The following is a 15,475-nucleotide window of genomic DNA, read 5'->3' on the forward strand; positions in this document are numbered from 1 at the left end:
TGTCCTTGGGCCATTGTAAAGATAAACAAGTTGAACGTGGCGGTTACCCTTTACCGAAACGATCTTCATTGATACGATTAAGTTATCAATAATCGTGCGGAGGACTAACATGAGAAATAAATATACAATTGTACTCGCTCCCGATTCGTTCAAGGAAAGCATGACGGCGAAAGAGGCGTGTGAGGCGATGGAACGGGGAATCCTTAAATCCGGGTTGCCCGTCCGTTGCCTTCATGTCCCCATGGCCGACGGCGGGGAAGGGACAATGCGGTCGCTTGCAGATGCTACCGGTGGGCGGGTTTTTACAAAAACAGTAAGCGGCCCGCTTGGCGAACAGGTGGAAGCCGAATATGCAATCCTTGGCGATGGGGAAACGGCGGCAATTGAAATAGCGAGCGCGAGCGGAATCCATCTTGTGCCGAAGGAGAAACGCAATCCGCTCATAACTACTACATTTGGAACTGGGCAGCTAATTGGCGCCTGCCTTGGCCACGGGATTAAAAAACTGCTAATTGGAATTGGAGGAAGCGCCACAAATGATGGCGGTGCTGGATTGGTACAGGCGCTAGGCGGACAGTTCCTCGATGAAAACGGGGATGAACTTCCGAAAGGGGGAGGCAGTCTTGGAAAACTAAGCAGGATAGACCTTTCCGGGCTGGATTCTCGGCTGAAATCCATTTCTGTCGAAGTTGCCTCCGATGTAACAAATCCACTGTGCGGACCGGAGGGAGCTTCCCATGTTTTTGGGCCACAAAAAGGCGCGAGTCCAGAAATGGTTGACATGCTTGACCAAAACCTAACGAATTTTGCAAACGTCATAAAAAAACAGCTCGGCCATGATGTCATAAATATTCCAGGCGCCGGGGCGGCGGGCGGGTTAGGTGCCGGCCTAATCGCCTTTCTAAATGCCGGCTTGAAACCGGGCATTAGCCTTGTGATTGAATATACCGGACTTGAGGAAAAAGTAAAGATGGCGGATATGGTCTGGACCGGGGAAGGAAGCATTGATTTTCAGACCCGGTTTGGGAAAACGCCATACGGGGTCGCTGCGCTGGCTAAAAAATGGAACAAGCCCGTGATTGCTTTTGCCGGAAAAATTGGCGATGGAATTGAACCGCTCCATGAAAAAATCGATGCCATCTTCGGCATTAATGAAGGTGTTGTTCCGTTGGAAGAAGCCCTTGCCAATGGGCAAAGGAATCTCGAAAGAACGGCGGAAAATGCCGCCCGGCTCCTAAAGGTAAGTGGGGTAGCTGATTTTTAAGAAACGATACACAGAATGGTTTTTGACAGGATTATGTGTCTCAAAAATCGAAAAATAAGGACACAACGATTATTTCGAAGGGGTAGAGTTCGGAAAAAAAGCCGGAACTGCGAAGCGACCCCAATACGTCCTTAATCGGGCATATGAGGTTATACTTCACTACAATATATTGGATAACATTCAGAATGATTTGTATATACATAATCATGACTGCCGCCCGGCCAACCCCGGGCGGCAGTTCATTTTTGACGGCCAAACCACAAAATGGTTAAACTAAACGAGAATGGTAAATTAAGCTAAATGGGGGAGAGAGAATGATAGAGATAAAACGGCTTACGGATTGTACATTCAACGAAGTGTTAACCGCTTGGAATACCGGGTTTGAGGAATACTTCGTGGATTTGACGATGACCCATGAGGCCTTCCTGCAAAGATTTCCGTTAGAGGACCTCTCGCCATCCATGAGTGTTGTCGCATTTGTGGACGGAGAGCCTGCCGGATTGATCGTGAATGGAATCCGGACGATTAAAGGGGTAAAAACAGCCTGGAACGGGGGCACGGCGGTTGCAGTGAAATACCGGAAGCAGGGCGTCGGGCGGGCACTAATGGAAGCAACGATCGAGATTTACAGGCAGGAGGGCGTCCAGCTCGCTATGCTTGAAGCAATTGAAGGAAACGACAAAGCAATTGCCTTATATGAAAGCCTTGGTTATAAAATTGTTGATCGCCTTGAATACCTGGAGCTAAAGGGAAAACTTATAGATTCCCCATTTCAGGCGGGAGAACGTTTCACAATAAGGGAGGCCTATCCAATCCAGGTTGGCAACCTTGCTTTTTACAAGGGCGGCAACCCTTGGCAGACCCACTGGCAAAGTGCCAAGCTGGCCCAAGCAGCCATTCTGTCTGATGAAAATGGAAAAGATGCGGGGTATGCCTACTTCAAAAAGGGTTTTAATGAAGAGGGTCTGCATGTCGCAACTACAATCTATCAATGTGAAGCGGATGAAAGCCGGGAGGATGCAAAGGAAATCATGCAGGCACTATTAAGCTACATTTTTGGGTCGTTTGAAAATGACATCAGAAGGGTTGTCCTAAACCTCCCGAAAGAAAAGAGCGGCCTTGCACATGAAACATTGAAGGAAATCGGGTTTACGCCATTTGTTTATCAGGTCATGATGAACCGGGAAATGGAATAGAAAAACAAGGGGAGTGACAACATGGAATCAACGATCAGAAAATTGGCTGAAGATGAATTCCTTGAATTTGCCAACATTGCCATACAGGCTTTTCCTGCAAACAAGGAAAACACCCCTGAATTTAAAGAAAAGCTTGCCAGCAATCTCCGCCGCGTCCATGAAGAATCAGGCACAATCGACTTTTACGGCCTGTTCAGAAACGGCAAGCTCGTTGGCGGGATGAGGCTGCATTCATTTGAAATGAACCTTTATGGAAAAATTGTCCTTGTCGGGGGAGTAGGCCTTGTGGCTGTTGACCTTTTACATAAAAAGGAGAAGGTTGCCAAAGACCTGATCAGTTATTTCATCAGCCATTTTAGGAATGAAGGGGCGTCAATCGCGATGCTGTACCCTTTCAGACCCGATTTTTATAAAAAAATGGGCTTCGGCTACGGGACGAAGATGAACCAATACAGGATCAAACCAGACAGCTTTCCGCCAGGGGGAAGCAAGGAAGGGCTTGCAATGCTTCGCGAGGCCGATAAGGAAAAAATCAGGGAGTGCTACAACCGATCCGCGACAAAGACACACGGCATGATTCTAAAAACTGCATACGACACAGACGCTCTTTTTAAAAACCCCGAAAACCGCATCCTTGGAGTTTTCAATGGTGGGGAGCTGAATGGCTATATCGTTTACGGGTTTGAACAGGCGGATAAACAAAATTTTCTGCGTAATAACCTTGTTGTCAGGGAATTTATTTATGAAACGCCCGAAGCCCTTGCAAGCCTTGCAAAGTTCCTGAATTCACAATCCGACCAGATTGAACGGATTATCCTTAATACACAGGATGACTCACTCGAATTTCTTCTAGGTGATGCGCGGGACGGAAGCGATTACCTCATTCCGAGTGTTTTCCACGAAACGAATCGCGCCGGCATCGGCCTGATGTATAAAATTATTGACATTGAAAAAATAATTGGCGACCTTGATTCACGGGTATTCGGAAATGTGACAACAAGTTTTACCATAATCGTCCACGACAGCTTCGATTCGGTAGAACCCACAAAAATTGATGTCAGACTGGACGGTGGGAAACTTTCGAAAGGGAATGCTGAAGATACACAGTTTGAGATGGAACTTGATATTGCGGAATTCTCCTCCCTGATGGTCGGTGCGGTTGGCTTTAGGAAGCTGCATCGTTTTGGAAGGCTGAAGCTAAGCAAACCGGAGTTCGCGCCCCTAATGGAGAAGGCTTTCCGGGGAGATGAAAAACCGATTTGCACTACGCCTTTTTAAAAACGTTAAATGATATGAAGAAACGCCGGATGATGGATCCGGCGTTTTTCCCTTTAGTCTATTTGCGCTGTTCGCCCTACTGCGATGGCTATAAAGGCGAGTTTACCAGCTTTGAGCATACTTTGTTTTTTCCATTGCGTTTTGCCTGGTAAAGGGCGATGTCGGCTTCCCTTATTAAATCCTTCGGCGCAAACTGAGCATCCGGAACAATGGTGGCAAAGCCAGCGCTTATCGTGATGTAAGAATCTATCTCCGATGATGTATGAGGGATTTCCTGTTTTCTGACAGACTCCCTGATTGTTTCGGCAATCATCATGGCTCCTGCTTTATCCGTTTCGGGGAGAAGGATGATGAATTCCTCTCCGCCATATCTCGCGGCAAGATCCCTTGGCCGTTTGAGGGCATCCCGGATAATCGATGCAACCTGCTTTAGGCAATCATCGCCGGCAAGGTGGCCAAACGTGTCGTTGTAAAGCTTGAAACAGTCGATATCGAGCATGATCGCAGAAAGGGGAGTATCATTTGTCCTGTTTCTCTCCCATTCCTTCTCGAGGATTTCCTCGAAATAGCGGCGATTCGGGATTCCCGTCAGGCCGTCGAGAGAAGATAGCATCTTCAGGAAATCGTTCGCGCTTTCTAGGCTTTTCTCCTTTTCTTTCCGCTCAGTGGCATCGCGCGAAATCGCCAGGAAGGAATCAATCTCACCCTTTTCATTCATTAACACTTTCGCAACTGTATCGATCCACCGGTAGCTTCCATCCTTTAAACGGTGCCGGTAAATCAGGGAAAAATGGTCATTCACCCCGATGAGGTTTTCAAGCTGGGCTTTTTCCAACTCAGGGGCGTCGTCTTCATGGACGAAGCTGAAAACATTCTTGCCAATAAGTTCATCCGGTTCATACCCAAGGATATCCCTGCAGGCAGAAGAAATATAGTCATAGCGGCATTCGGAATCAATGAAAGCAATGACGTCTTTCGAATTTTCGGTAATGAAGCGATAGCGTTCAGTCGCTTTCCGAAGATCTTTTACAAGCCGGTTTCGGTCCGTTACATCCCGGAATGTAGCTTGGATGGAGGGGAGGCCTTCATATTCGATGGCTTTATGTGTTATTTCGATTGTCAGTTTTTGGCCCCCGGGAATGATGATTTTAAAATGGCGCGACTCTTCTTCCCCAACAACGTTTTGTAGTTCCACAAGCCTTTCCCTTGTTCTTCCATGGTATTCTGGGCTGATGAAGTCATAAATGGATTTGTGATGCAATTCTTCCGTGGACAGTCCAACCATCTGGCAGGCTTTTTCATTTGCTAAAATAATTACGCCATCACGGTGGACAATGATAGGTTCCGGGGAATAGGCAACCAGGTCGCGGTACCGTTTTTGGCTTTCCTTTAAATCCTTTTCAAGGAGCTTTTCCTTTGTAATATCCTCCACATGGGCAATTGCGTACATCGGTTCGCCGTCATTACCGAGGACAAAGGAAGCAGAGAGTTTTCCGATGAACATTTCGCCGTTTTTCCTGCGGTATCTTTTTTCTTTTGAATAAGGCAGCTTCTTTTTTACAGCCTGTTCATAGAGCTCCCTGTCCTTCTCGCGGTCTTCGGGAAGAGTCAGGTCGATGAAACTAAGAGTTTTCAATTCTTCCATGGAATAGCCTAGCATCTCAAGGAATTTTGGGTTGGCATCCAATAGCTGCCCGCCTTTATCGGCAACCATAATTCCGAGGGCTGAGTGCCCGAACATGGTGTCCAGTTTCCTGTTTTTTTCAATAAGCTCTTCCCGGGCTTGTTTCGCATCCTGCTGTGCCTTTTTAAACTGAAAAAAATTAAAGACGCAAAAGGCTACGGCCGCAAGAGAAACCGCAAATAGGGGTGTATCTAACTCTTTCATATGTATGTATAACAAAGCTGGCATCGTCAACATTGCTATAATAATAGCCCCATCTTTCATAAAGCATCACCCAATTTAATTATACCTCATACGGACTGGTTAAGGTTGCCTTTATTTACAATTTTCTTACAAAAATAATGTCGAAAAATCTGAGAAACAATACACGGCTTAGGCAGCGACATCGCGTTTCGAAAATATCCAAAATGCAAGCAAATGAAAAAGCGCAAAGTACAGGATCAGCATTATGATTGAAAAGCCGATCGTCATTCCCTGAATCGGAGGCGTGCCATCAATGTAAACGGCCAGGTTCGTATTTGCAAAAAGGAAGTATTTCGCCCATTCAAATCTGCCTGCCAGAAGCATGGTCAATGCTTCCCCAGTCAGGAGGAGGAACAGCGAAATTCCAATCGCAAGCGAACTGTTCCGGAAAACAGCCGATATCATGAATGCCATCGTCGCAACCATGAGGATGTCGATGGAGCTAATCAAATATTCGGCCATTAACTGCAGGGCGATGCTCCGTTCAACTACTTGCCCATTAGTAAAAACAAGGTGGGGAGCCGGGTGGTCCGGAAGCCCAAAAACGATTATGCCCACCAATAGGGAAAAAACGTATAGAAAAGCTAATAGGCCAGTTCCAAAAACGAGTATGGCGAAATATTTTGAAAGCAGGATTTTCCACCTGCCAATCGGCCTGATGAGCAAAAGTTTAACGGTTCCCCATGAAAATTCGGATGAAACGATTCCGGCCGCGATGACAATCGCAAAAAGGCCGACAAAGCTGATAAAGCTTTTTGCATCTTCAACGAATGACCAGACATGCATTTCCGTAGGGGGAGCCATGTCATGCTTGAGGCGGTATTCCTTAATGGCAATTTCCCGTTTGTAATATTGCCCTAAATTTCCATTAACAGTTCCGAAATTTTCAAGCGAGGCCCGGTCGTTCACAATTTGTTTTTCAAGTTCTGCTTTCCAATGAGGATTTTCCTTAGGAGGATTGTCGTATTCCTCGTATTTGGACAATCCCGCCATCCCCATTACCAGGATGACAATCAGGCCGATCATGACATACGTCCCCGCCCTGCCGAAAATTTTAACCAATTCGTTTGTTACGAGATTCTTCATGTTGAGCCTCCTTAGTTGGCAGTGATTTCAAGGAAGCGGTCTTCCAACGTTTTCGATTCAACCTTCACGCAGAAAACATCAACGTCCGCCTCGATTATTTTTTTCAGAATGAATGGAATGTCTTCCCGTTTTGCATGAACGGTAAAGCCATCTTCCGAGAACTGGGCATCCCACTCGGATTGGAGCCAGCCGCGTACATCCCCGAGCGGTCCTGTTTCAAACGAATATCTGCTCCCGTTATCCGCCACAAACGCATCCACATCTTGGACCTGGATAAGCTCGCCATCCTGAATGATGGCAATCCTGTCGCACATGAGTTCCATCTCCGATAAAAGATGGCTCGAAACAATTACAGACATGCCTCTTTCGCGGGCGAGCATCCTCAAGTGGTCCCTGATTTCACGTATCCCGGCCGGATCGAGGCCATTTGTCGGTTCATCAAGGATAAGGAGTTTCGGATCATGGAGGAGGCACTGCGCAAGCCCGAGACGTTGCCTCATTCCAAGTGAATACGTTTTAACTTTGTCGTGTATTCTCTCGGCAAGCCCGACCAGGTGGACAACCTCCGAAATTTTGCTTTTAGGGATTTTACTGTGCATCCGGCTGTATTGAAGCAGATTTTGATAGCCTGAAAGGAACTTGTACATTTCAGGATTTTCAACAATTGCCCCAACATTTCGGATTGCTCCTTCAAAGCTTTTTCGGATGCTTGTCCCACATATCACGATGTCACCTTCCGTAATATCCATTAGACCGACGATCATCCGTATTGTTGTGGTCTTGCCGGCGCCATTCGGCCCCAGAAAGCCAAAAACTTCCCCTTTGCGAACCGAAAAACTTAAGCCGTTAATGATTGTCTTTTTTCCAATTACTTTTTTTACATTGTTTAATTCCAGTATCGTTTCCACTACATTGCCCTCCAGCTACTGCGCTATAAAACTTGGTTTCTATTTATAATAGTACACTATCTGTGATTAGTATTAAATCGGCCAAAGGGGTAAAATGGAAGAAGTTCTTAAAAAAGGATGGAGAGAGTATGGGATGGCGTTTACGTTTGTAAAAGGGTACCGAGATAATCCTATAGTAAGGGAAAGCTTATTCAGCATGGCAAGGGCGGTATTCGGTATACAGTTCAACCGCTGGTATGGGATGGGGTATTGGACAGACAAATACATCCCCTATTCGTATTATGACGGTGAAAGAGTAATTGCGAATGTTTCCGTTAACCGGATTGGCCTTTTAATGGAAGGAGTGGAGAGAAGAGGGGTACAGATTGGAACGGTAATGGTCCACCCGGATTTTCGGGGGAAGGGCCTTTCCCGCAGTTTGATGGAACGGGTGTTGGCGGATTTTGAAGGGATTTATGATGTAATGTACTTGTTCGCTAATCAATCAGTGCTCGATTACTACCCCAAATTTGGCTTTGCTCAAAAAAAGGAGACCCTTTTTTCCCTGCCGTTCTTGGGAAGCTGCGGAGTTTCAAGCCGGCGGATTCGCAAGCTTAATATGGAAGATGTGCGGGATAGGGAACTGCTTTTTGAAATGGCGAAGAAGCGGATACCGGTTTCAAGTATGTTTTCGGCAACCGGTACGGAGGAGCTCCTCATGTTTTATTGTTTGAATGTATTCAAGCATTGTATTTTTTATCTTGAGGGTGAAGAGTGCATCGCCATTTATGAGAAAGAGGCTGGAGAGCTGCAGCTGTTCGATCTCATCAGCAGTAATCACTTGGACTTATCCTCGATTCTTGAGAAGATAGCTGGTGAGGAAACGGAAAAAGTCGTTTTTCACTTTACCCCTGAAGACGCTTCGTTGGCATTTGAAACTAACACATATTCGGGAAGTGAAGCCATGTTTTTCCGTACGGCTTGTGGCATTTCATTGCCTTCCAAGTTTAAGCATCCAATTACAGCGCAGGCGTAAGATCTGGCTGTGCTACACTAAGCCATTATGCATGCAGCATGCAAAAGGGAAATGGAATATTTATGAAAGTGGGGAATACGTATATGTCAAACATGCCTTTGGAGAAAAGGGGAATTACGGATAGCCGCCTCGTTCTTGGTTTTATGGGATTTGGAGGCGATTGGGAAACAGGGGAAATCGGGAAAAACGAGCTTGCGGAAGCGGAACGCGGGCTTGATGCAGCCTTGGAATCGGGCATGACGATGTTTGACCATGCCGATATTTATAAAAGAGGGAAAGCGGAGGCGGTATTCGGAAGATGCCTCAAAAACCGGCCGGGCTTAAGGGAGAACATCATAATTCAAAGTAAGTGCGGGATTCGTTTTGCGGACGGCCAAAATCCGGGCCGTTATGATTTTTCAAAGAGCCATATTCTTGAATCGGTGGATGGCATACTCGATAGGCTAGGAACTGATTATCTGGATATCCTTCTCCTTCACCGTCCCGATCCATTAATGGAACCGGAGGAAGTCGCCGAAGCCTTTAGTTCCCTGCTTGAAGCGGGGAAGGTAAGGAATTTCGGGGTTTCAAATATGAATGTCGCACAGATGAAGCTTCTTCAGGCTTACGTCGGCAGCCCGCTTGTTGTAAACCAGATGGAAATGAACTTAAAAAAAATCGATTGGCTGGATCAAGGAATCCATGTAAATCAGGCGGCGGGCTTGGAAACTCACTTTTCCGAAGGGTTAATCGAACATTGCATGCTCGAAACAATTCAGCTCCAGGCATGGGCGCCGCTTGCAAAAGGGATTTACACAGGCAGAATGGGTTATTCCTCACCGGCTGAACAAGAAGCCGCGGAACTCGTAGCAAGAATGGCTGAAGAAAAGGAAACGACAAAAGAAGCCATCCTTCTGGGCTGGCTCATGCGCCACCCGGCAAATATCCAGCCCGTCATCGGAACCACAAACGTGGAAAGAATCAAAAACTGCCAGGACGCACCCCGCCAGGCCACCCTCATGACAAGAGAAGAATGGTACAGCCTCTACATCGCCTCACGAGGCAAGCGGCTCCCATGAACAACTTTTGTATATTGGTGCCTGGCACCCCGCTGGGACATGTTTTGTCCCACATGGGTGCCAGACACCGCTGGCTGTTAATCGTTGTCAGGCTGGAAGCCGATGAGATGGGCCTTTTTGTCGACTCCGACATGGGTTTTTTCGGGAAAGGTGATGATGGAGCTGATGTATTCCCAGCGGATAAGGAGGTGGGTGACGCATGTTTCTTCGATTTGCTCTTCTTGTGGGATGTGAGTTCCTTCGTCGTCTTGGATCATCGTTCGTTTGTAACATGGGTTTTCGACCCAGATGCCAAAGTTTTCGCTTTTTACAAGTTTTGCAAGGTACCATTCTTCCGGCTCGTAGATGCCAGTAACATCACCCTTCAATTCTTCTGGGAAGTTACGGAATTTTATTTGTACTTTTTGATCCTCGAAATTATCCAAATGCATAGATGGCATTCCTCCCTTAAATAATCATTCCTCCCTGTACTTCTTCCTTTTGAACTGAAAGTTAAACTTGGAATTTTATAAAAACTCGGAAAGACGCAATTTGTCGGGAAAAAAGTAGAATGAAAGAATACATAAAAAAATGGGTGAAAGTTGTTTTTCCTTAGATATTTCCATTACAACAGGTCGGCATGAAAGAAATATTTCATTTTTTACGTGTTTTATTACAACATTGACCAAATTGTAATTGTTATATTATAATAGAAAAATAAATTCTGAAAATTTATAATAATCACATATTCCAAAACATTTATTTTCATCCAATTGAACACGATTCGAATTGATGTTTGAGGAGAGGGGAAATGGCATGATCGTTTTTGAAAAGGTCAACAAGTATTTTGGGGAATTTCACGTCCTTAAGGATATTAATTTGACAATAAACAATGGCGAGGTAGTGGTTGTCATTGGGCCGTCCGGCTCAGGGAAAAGCACACTGCTTCGCTGCATCAACCGGCTAGAGGAAATCACGACCGGAACTTTGACTGTGAATAATGTAAGCGTTCACGATAAAAAAACCGACGTCAATAAGCTGCGCAGGGAAATCGGGATGGTTTTTCAGCATTTTCATTTGTACCCGCATAAAACCGTCCTTGAAAATATTACATTGGCACCTATGAAAGTACTTGGAAAATCGGAAAAGGAGGCTAAGGAAACAGCAATTAAATACCTTGAAAAAGTGGGCATTCCCGACAAGGCGAATTCCTATCCGTCCCAGTTGTCCGGCGGCCAGCAGCAGCGTGTCGCAATCGCGCGGGGACTCGCGATGAAGCCAGAGGTCATGCTTTTCGATGAACCGACTTCCGCTCTGGATCCGGAAATGATCGGTGAAGTGCTGGATGTTATGAAAGCGCTTGCGAAGGAAGGCATGACGATGGTCGTCGTCACACACGAAATGGGATTCGCCCGGGAAGTGGCCGACAGGATTGTCTTTATGGATGAAGGCAGGATCCTTGAAGAAGCAACACCGGCTGAGTTTTACGAGAACCCGCGTGAAGAGCGGGCCAAACTGTTTCTCAGCCGTATATTAAACCATTAGAATTCAGGAGGGAAATGTAGATGAAAAGGATTTTTAAATTAACGATTATTTCAATTATCGCGGTACTGCTACTTGCGGCGTGCGGTGGGAATGAGAAAAAGACTAGCGGCGAGAACGACAAGGACAAAAGCGTCATGGGCCAGATAAAGAAACGGGATAAAATTATTTTTGGCGTCAAACATGATACAAGGCTTTTTGGGCTTAAGAACCCGAGCACCGGAGAGGTTGAAGGGTTCGACGTTGATTTAGCAAGGGCGCTCGCAAAAGAAATCCTCGGTGATGAAAACAAAGTCCAGTTCAAGGAAGTTACCTCCAAAACTAGGATTCCGATGCTGAACAATGGCGATATCGATGCAGTTATTGCAACAATGACCATTTCAGAGGAGCGTAAAAAGGAAGTGGATTTCACTGATGTTTACTTTTTGGCGGGGCAATCCCTCCTTGTCAAAAAAGGCAGCAAAGTCAAAGGCCTCGAAGATTTAACCAAAGGGACTAAGGTTCTGGCGGTAAAAGGGTCTACCTCGGCACTCAATATCCGTGAAAAAGCCCCTGAAACCCAGGTGCTGGAGTTTGAAAACTACGCAGAAGCGTTTACTGCCCTCAAATCAGGAAAAGGCGACGCCCTTACTACAGATGACTCCATCTTATATGGAATGGCTGACGAAGATCCGTCCTTCGAGCTTGTCGGCGGTACATTCACTGAAGAGCCATACGGGATTGCCGTTAAAAAAGGCAACAAGGAACTAGTCGACAAACTAAACAAAGCTCTCAAGTCAGTTCAGGATTCTGGCAAATATGATGAAATAAAGGATAAATGGATTAAACAACAATAATCCGCTAATGAAATCGGGATGGGCCTCCCTGGCTCATCCTGATTGCTTCATAAGGAAAAATGTTTGCCTGATTGGCAAATGCAAAAGAGGTGGCGCGGGTGGATTTTTCAATTTTAACAAATAACCTCGACCTCTATCTCGAGGGGTTTAAAGTAACGATCATTGCAAGCTTGATTGCGCTTATTTCCAGCTTCCTGCTTGGGACGATTATAGCGGTCTTCAGGATTGCTCCAATAAAGCTGTTAAACTGGCTTGGAAGGGCATATGTAGAATTCGTCAGGAATATTCCGGTTTTGGTCATCGCTTTCTTTTTCTTTTTTGGAATGTCATCCGTGGGGGTGGATTTTGACGGATTGACGGCAGGAACAATCGCTTTGGCCGTTTACACAGCTGCTTTTATAGCCGAAGCCATCAGGGCGGGCATTCTTGCTGTTCCAAAAGGCCAGATGGAAGCGGCCAGGTCATCGGGCTTGACGTACAACCAAGCGATGCTAACAATCATCCTGCCACAGGCGATCAAAATCGTCATACCGCCGCTTGGCAACCAATTTATCAATCTTGTAAAAAACTCTTCGATCCTGGGCGTCATCGCAGGGATGGATTTGATGTACCAAGCTGACATTATTTCTTCAAGGACGTTTGTCGTCTTTGATACGTATATCATCGTTGCATTGTTCTATTTGCTGTTGACAATTCCGCTCAGCCTTGGCGTTGGTTATTTGGAGCGACGCCTGGCACGGAGCAATTAAGGGGGTGCCAACTTGGATTTTATTGGCGCTTATTCGTTCGACCATTTGAAATTTCTTCTCCAGGGATTCGGGGTTACCCTCCTGGTCGCATTTATTGCCATCGTCTTAAGCTTCATTATTGGAGGTGCAATCGGAACCGCCCGATATGCCAGGATTCCGGTTGTTTCGCATATATTGGCAGTTGGGGTTGAAACCATCCGAAACCTGCCCTTGCTCCTCATCATCTTCTTTACGTATTTCGCCCTCCCGGAAGTGGGGCTTAAGCTTCCTGTCACAACCGCGGCGATTGTCGCCTTGACGATATTCGAATCGGCAATGCTGTCGGAAATCATCAGGAGTGGCCTGAATTCGATTGAAAAGGGGCAAATTGAGGCGGCGCGTTCTTCAGGGCTGGGCTACGTCCAAACCCTCCGGTATATTGTTATGCCTCAAGCGCTTAGAAGGATGGTCCCACCGATTGTCAGCCAATTTATTTCCCTTTTAAAAGACACATCCCTTGCAGTCGTCATTTCACTGCCGGAACTGACGCATAACGCGCAAATCATATATGGCCAAAAGGATGGATACGTCATTCCGATGCTAGTTATCCTTGCATTTATGTATTTTGCAGTCAACTACCTGCTGTCAGTTCTAGCAGGAAAACTCGAACTTAAAAAAGCCTGATTCCTCTTGAAGGAGTCAGGCTTTCCTTTACGCTTGCTTGCTATTCATTGGATCAATACTTGCCGCCTAGCCCCGCTAGTGGATTGCCCTATTCCTGCTGGTGTCCGTAACCTCCATATCCATGGTGGTGCCCATGGTGATGCCCATGGTGATGTCCATGATGATGGTGGTGGCCATATCCATAATGGTGCCCCGGATATCCGCCATATCCCCCGTGTCCAGGATATCCCCCGTGTCCAGGGTATCCGCCATATCCAGGATACCCGCCATATCCAGGATACCCGCCGTATCCCGGAAAGCCTCCATAACCGGGGACTCCGCCGTACCCGCCGTGATAACCAGCATGGCCGGGATAGCCTGGATATCCGCCATAGCCATGATATCCGCCATATCCTCCCATGCCTGGGGCGCCAAACATTTGTCTGTTTTCCATTCGCTTACCTCCTCTGGTGTCATCCAAGATAGTTTATGAATGATTCATTTTTTTGGTGAAAAAACATCCGCTCAGCCGAGTTGTAAAAAAATAGGCCTGGAAAAAAAGCACTGCCCGGCGTTTATGCCAGGCAGTGCTTCCTTTTAATCATTTTTAGTTATCCTTTTTAGTTTCTTCCTGGGGTTTAACGGGATCCCGTTCAGGTTCGATGTCTTTACCCGTCTGCTTTTTCTGTTCCTGTTCTAATGAGTTGTTGTTTTCATTTCTCCTATCCACTCTTGGCCCTCCTCGTTGTCATTTAAAACCTGTATTGAATTTCCGCTCGCTTGAAGAATCGTCTTTCGTATGGTGTTCGGCCTTTTCTTCCCGCTGCTCAATCTTTAAGTCTTCCATAGGAATTGGGTCGACATTCATCTCACTCTCAAATTTATCAAACAGGCTTTCCGTATCTGTCGGATATTGTTCGGGATTGTCCCGTTTTCCCTGCTGCAGTAATGCTTTCGGCTTCTTTTCCTTTCCTTCCATTTGTTATCACCTCTTCCATTTGTATACCCTATACCCGTTGTGGCTAAAACAACAGGTATATGAAATAGCCATGGGTACTTTTTTGGGAAACTTGCCATAATTTTATATTTTAAAACATATACCTTGTTACGGATTGCGTTTTAAAAAGACTTAAAAGGGTAAAGAAATGTTGTTGTAATCAGTTTTTATTCTGACCAGACAGGTGATGAGTGTGAAAAATGGCCCTTTATTAATCATTGGCGGCGCTGAAGAAAAATATAGTGGTGTCACCATTCTGAAAAAATTTGTGGACCTATCCCTGAAAAATGACGGGAAAGTAGGAATCCTGACAACGGCCACGAGAATACCAATTGAAGTAGGCGGAGAGTACAAAGAGGTGTTTGAAAACCTTGGGCTGGAAAATCCAATCACAATAGATGTAGATTCCAGGGAAAAGGCAGAAGACCCCAAAATACTTAAGGATGTAGAGAGCCTTTCAGCTTTATTCATAACCGGCGGCGACCAAAGCCGGCTAACACAAATGATAACGGGAACAAAGTTGCACAAGCTATTATTCGATAAATGGAAACAGGGGATGGTGCTCGGTGGTACGAGTGCGGGAGCGTCCATCATGGGTAAGCATATGATTGTGAATGCACTGACGAAGGATTCGGATGAAATCCTTCAGGTAGAAATGGATAAAGGATTCGGATTCATGGAAAATATGCTGATTGACCAGCATTTTTCACAAAGGTCCCGTTTTGATAGGCTGCTTGGGGCAATTGCGGGAAATCCGGATTTGATGGGTATTGGAATTGATGAGAACACGGCGATTCTTGTTGAAGGAGACCAATTTGAAGTGATTGGCGAGCATCAGGTGCTCATCCTGGACGGAAAGGAAAACAGCTTCGTGGAAGTAAACAAAACCGAAGAGGGGAGCGAGGAACTGACGCTCTCAAACTTTAAACTTCATACCCTTACTCACGGCTATACATTCGATTTGATAAACAGAAAACTATTAATCAAAGGGGAGTAAA

At 45.9% G+C, this 15,475-nt stretch carries 17 protein-coding genes; 10 read left to right on the plus strand and 7 right to left on the minus strand.

The window, feature by feature from the left end; all coding sequences use genetic code 11:
* Window positions 1-109: 109 nt before the first annotated feature.
* The 3 genes from ADU24_RS07030 (at window position 110) to ADU24_RS07045 (ending at window position 3,738) form a co-directional block, all read left to right on the plus strand.
* Window positions 110-1,264, plus strand: a complete 1,155-nt coding sequence (locus ADU24_RS07030; protein ID WP_053365958.1) for a glycerate kinase family protein — start codon at window positions 110-112, stop codon at window positions 1,262-1,264.
* Between the two features lie 314 nt (window positions 1,265-1,578).
* Window positions 1,579-2,460, plus strand: coding sequence for a GNAT family N-acetyltransferase (locus tag ADU24_RS07040; RefSeq protein WP_053365960.1), 882 nt, complete (start codon window positions 1,579-1,581; stop codon window positions 2,458-2,460).
* A gap of 21 nt (window positions 2,461-2,481) precedes the next feature.
* Window positions 2,482-3,738 carry a GNAT family N-acetyltransferase gene (locus tag ADU24_RS07045; protein ID WP_053365961.1) on the plus strand — a complete coding sequence of 419 codons (1,257 nt, stop codon included), beginning with the start codon at window positions 2,482-2,484 and terminating at the stop codon, window positions 3,736-3,738.
* An 88-nt stretch (window positions 3,739-3,826) separates the two neighbouring features.
* Here the strand turns inward: ADU24_RS07045 and ADU24_RS07050 are convergent, their stop codons facing one another.
* The 3 genes from ADU24_RS07050 to ADU24_RS07060 all read right to left on the minus strand — a co-directional run bounded on the left by ADU24_RS07050 (window position 3,827) and on the right by ADU24_RS07060 (window position 7,659).
* On the minus strand, window positions 3,827-5,686 hold the full coding sequence (locus tag ADU24_RS07050; protein WP_053365962.1) for a GGDEF domain-containing protein: 1,860 nt from the start codon (window positions 5,684-5,686) through the stop codon (window positions 3,827-3,829).
* Window positions 5,687-5,794: 108 nt separating this feature from the next.
* Entirely contained in the window at window positions 5,795-6,751 is a 957-nt protein-coding gene (locus ADU24_RS07055) for an ABC transporter permease (RefSeq protein ID WP_053365963.1), read from the minus strand.
* Window positions 6,752-6,762: 11 nt separating this feature from the next.
* Complete coding sequence (locus tag ADU24_RS07060; RefSeq protein WP_053365964.1) at window positions 6,763-7,659, minus strand: ABC transporter ATP-binding protein; 897 nt, start codon at window positions 7,657-7,659, stop codon at window positions 6,763-6,765.
* A gap of 133 nt (window positions 7,660-7,792) precedes the next feature.
* Between ADU24_RS07060 and ADU24_RS07065 the strand changes: the two genes are divergently transcribed.
* Both ADU24_RS07065 and ADU24_RS07070 read left to right on the plus strand, forming a co-directional pair.
* Window positions 7,793-8,674 (plus strand): GNAT family N-acetyltransferase, encoded by an 882-nt coding sequence (locus ADU24_RS07065; protein WP_197277482.1) that lies wholly within the window; start codon window positions 7,793-7,795, stop codon window positions 8,672-8,674.
* An 83-nt stretch (window positions 8,675-8,757) separates the two neighbouring features.
* Window positions 8,758-9,732 (plus strand): aldo/keto reductase, encoded by a 975-nt coding sequence (locus ADU24_RS07070; protein WP_053365966.1) that lies wholly within the window; start codon window positions 8,758-8,760, stop codon window positions 9,730-9,732.
* Between the two features lie 77 nt (window positions 9,733-9,809).
* On the opposite strand, the gene ADU24_RS07075 is transcribed toward ADU24_RS07070, so the two are convergent.
* A complete protein-coding gene (locus ADU24_RS07075) occupies window positions 9,810-10,163 on the minus strand; it encodes a hypothetical protein (protein ID WP_053365967.1) in 354 nt (117 codons plus the stop codon).
* A 364-nt stretch (window positions 10,164-10,527) separates the two neighbouring features.
* Here ADU24_RS07075 and ADU24_RS07080 point away from each other — a divergent pair, with 364 nt between their 5' ends.
* From ADU24_RS07080 to ADU24_RS07095, 4 genes are all read left to right on the plus strand, one after another.
* A complete protein-coding gene (locus ADU24_RS07080; RefSeq protein ID WP_053365968.1) occupies window positions 10,528-11,256 on the plus strand; it encodes an amino acid ABC transporter ATP-binding protein in 729 nt (242 codons plus the stop codon).
* 20 nt (window positions 11,257-11,276) lie between these two features.
* Window positions 11,277-12,089, plus strand: coding sequence for a transporter substrate-binding domain-containing protein (locus ADU24_RS07085; RefSeq protein WP_053365969.1), 813 nt, complete (start codon window positions 11,277-11,279; stop codon window positions 12,087-12,089).
* A 98-nt stretch (window positions 12,090-12,187) separates the two neighbouring features.
* Window positions 12,188-12,838: an amino acid ABC transporter permease gene (locus tag ADU24_RS07090; protein WP_082306845.1), complete on the plus strand. Its 651-nt coding sequence runs from the start codon at window positions 12,188-12,190 to the stop codon at window positions 12,836-12,838.
* 12 nt (window positions 12,839-12,850) lie between these two features.
* Complete coding sequence (locus ADU24_RS07095; RefSeq protein ID WP_053365971.1) at window positions 12,851-13,501, plus strand: amino acid ABC transporter permease; 651 nt, start codon at window positions 12,851-12,853, stop codon at window positions 13,499-13,501.
* An 88-nt stretch (window positions 13,502-13,589) separates the two neighbouring features.
* Here ADU24_RS07095 and ADU24_RS07100 read toward each other — a convergent pair whose 3' ends face one another.
* From ADU24_RS07100 to ADU24_RS07110, 3 genes are all read right to left on the minus strand, one after another.
* Window positions 13,590-13,934: a spore coat protein gene (locus tag ADU24_RS07100; RefSeq protein ID WP_156324533.1), complete on the minus strand. Its 345-nt coding sequence runs from the start codon at window positions 13,932-13,934 to the stop codon at window positions 13,590-13,592.
* Window positions 13,935-14,087: 153 nt separating this feature from the next.
* Window positions 14,088-14,210 (minus strand): hypothetical protein, encoded by a 123-nt coding sequence (locus ADU24_RS07105; RefSeq protein WP_053365973.1) that lies wholly within the window; start codon window positions 14,208-14,210, stop codon window positions 14,088-14,090.
* Between the two features lie 18 nt (window positions 14,211-14,228).
* On the minus strand, window positions 14,229-14,459 hold the full coding sequence (locus ADU24_RS07110; RefSeq protein WP_053365974.1) for a hypothetical protein: 231 nt from the start codon (window positions 14,457-14,459) through the stop codon (window positions 14,229-14,231).
* A 205-nt stretch (window positions 14,460-14,664) separates the two neighbouring features.
* On the opposite strand from ADU24_RS07110, the gene ADU24_RS07115 reads away from it, so the two are divergent.
* The gene (locus ADU24_RS07115; RefSeq protein WP_053365975.1) at window positions 14,665-15,474 is read left to right on the plus strand and encodes a cyanophycinase; all 810 of its coding nucleotides are present in this window, start codon (window positions 14,665-14,667) and stop codon (window positions 15,472-15,474) included.
* Window position 15,475: the final 1 nt, after the last annotated feature.

Source organism: Bacillus sp. FJAT-27245, from assembly GCF_001273955.1.
In the GTDB taxonomy this organism is placed as follows: domain Bacteria; phylum Bacillota; class Bacilli; order Bacillales; family Cytobacillaceae; genus Bacillus_D.

Excerpts from the sequence above, each read along its gene's own strand:
- ADU24_RS07030 (WP_053365958.1), top strand. The coding sequence starts at position 110 with ATGAGAAATAAATATACAATTGTACTCGCTCCCGATTCGTTCAAGGAA.
- ADU24_RS07040 (WP_053365960.1), top strand. The coding sequence starts at position 1,579 with ATGATAGAGATAAAACGGCTTACGGATTGTACATTCAACGAAGTGTTA.
- ADU24_RS07045 (WP_053365961.1), top strand. The coding sequence starts at position 2,482 with ATGGAATCAACGATCAGAAAATTGGCTGAAGATGAATTCCTTGAATTT.
- ADU24_RS07050 (WP_053365962.1), bottom strand. The coding sequence starts at position 5,686 with ATGAAAGATGGGGCTATTATTATAGCAATGTTGACGATGCCAGCTTTG.
- ADU24_RS07055 (WP_053365963.1), bottom strand. The coding sequence starts at position 6,751 with ATGAAGAATCTCGTAACAAACGAATTGGTTAAAATTTTCGGCAGGGCG.
- ADU24_RS07065 (WP_197277482.1), top strand. The coding sequence starts at position 7,793 with ATGGCGTTTACGTTTGTAAAAGGGTACCGAGATAATCCTATAGTAAGG.
- ADU24_RS07070 (WP_053365966.1), top strand. The coding sequence starts at position 8,758 with ATGTCAAACATGCCTTTGGAGAAAAGGGGAATTACGGATAGCCGCCTC.
- ADU24_RS07075 (WP_053365967.1), bottom strand. The coding sequence starts at position 10,163 with ATGCATTTGGATAATTTCGAGGATCAAAAAGTACAAATAAAATTCCGT.
- ADU24_RS07080 (WP_053365968.1), top strand. The coding sequence starts at position 10,528 with ATGATCGTTTTTGAAAAGGTCAACAAGTATTTTGGGGAATTTCACGTC.
- ADU24_RS07085 (WP_053365969.1), top strand. The coding sequence starts at position 11,277 with ATGAAAAGGATTTTTAAATTAACGATTATTTCAATTATCGCGGTACTG.
- ADU24_RS07100 (WP_156324533.1), bottom strand. The coding sequence starts at position 13,934 with ATGGAAAACAGACAAATGTTTGGCGCCCCAGGCATGGGAGGATATGGC.
- ADU24_RS07110 (WP_053365974.1), bottom strand. The coding sequence starts at position 14,459 with ATGGAAGGAAAGGAAAAGAAGCCGAAAGCATTACTGCAGCAGGGAAAA.
- ADU24_RS07115 (WP_053365975.1), top strand. The coding sequence starts at position 14,665 with ATGAGTGTGAAAAATGGCCCTTTATTAATCATTGGCGGCGCTGAAGAA.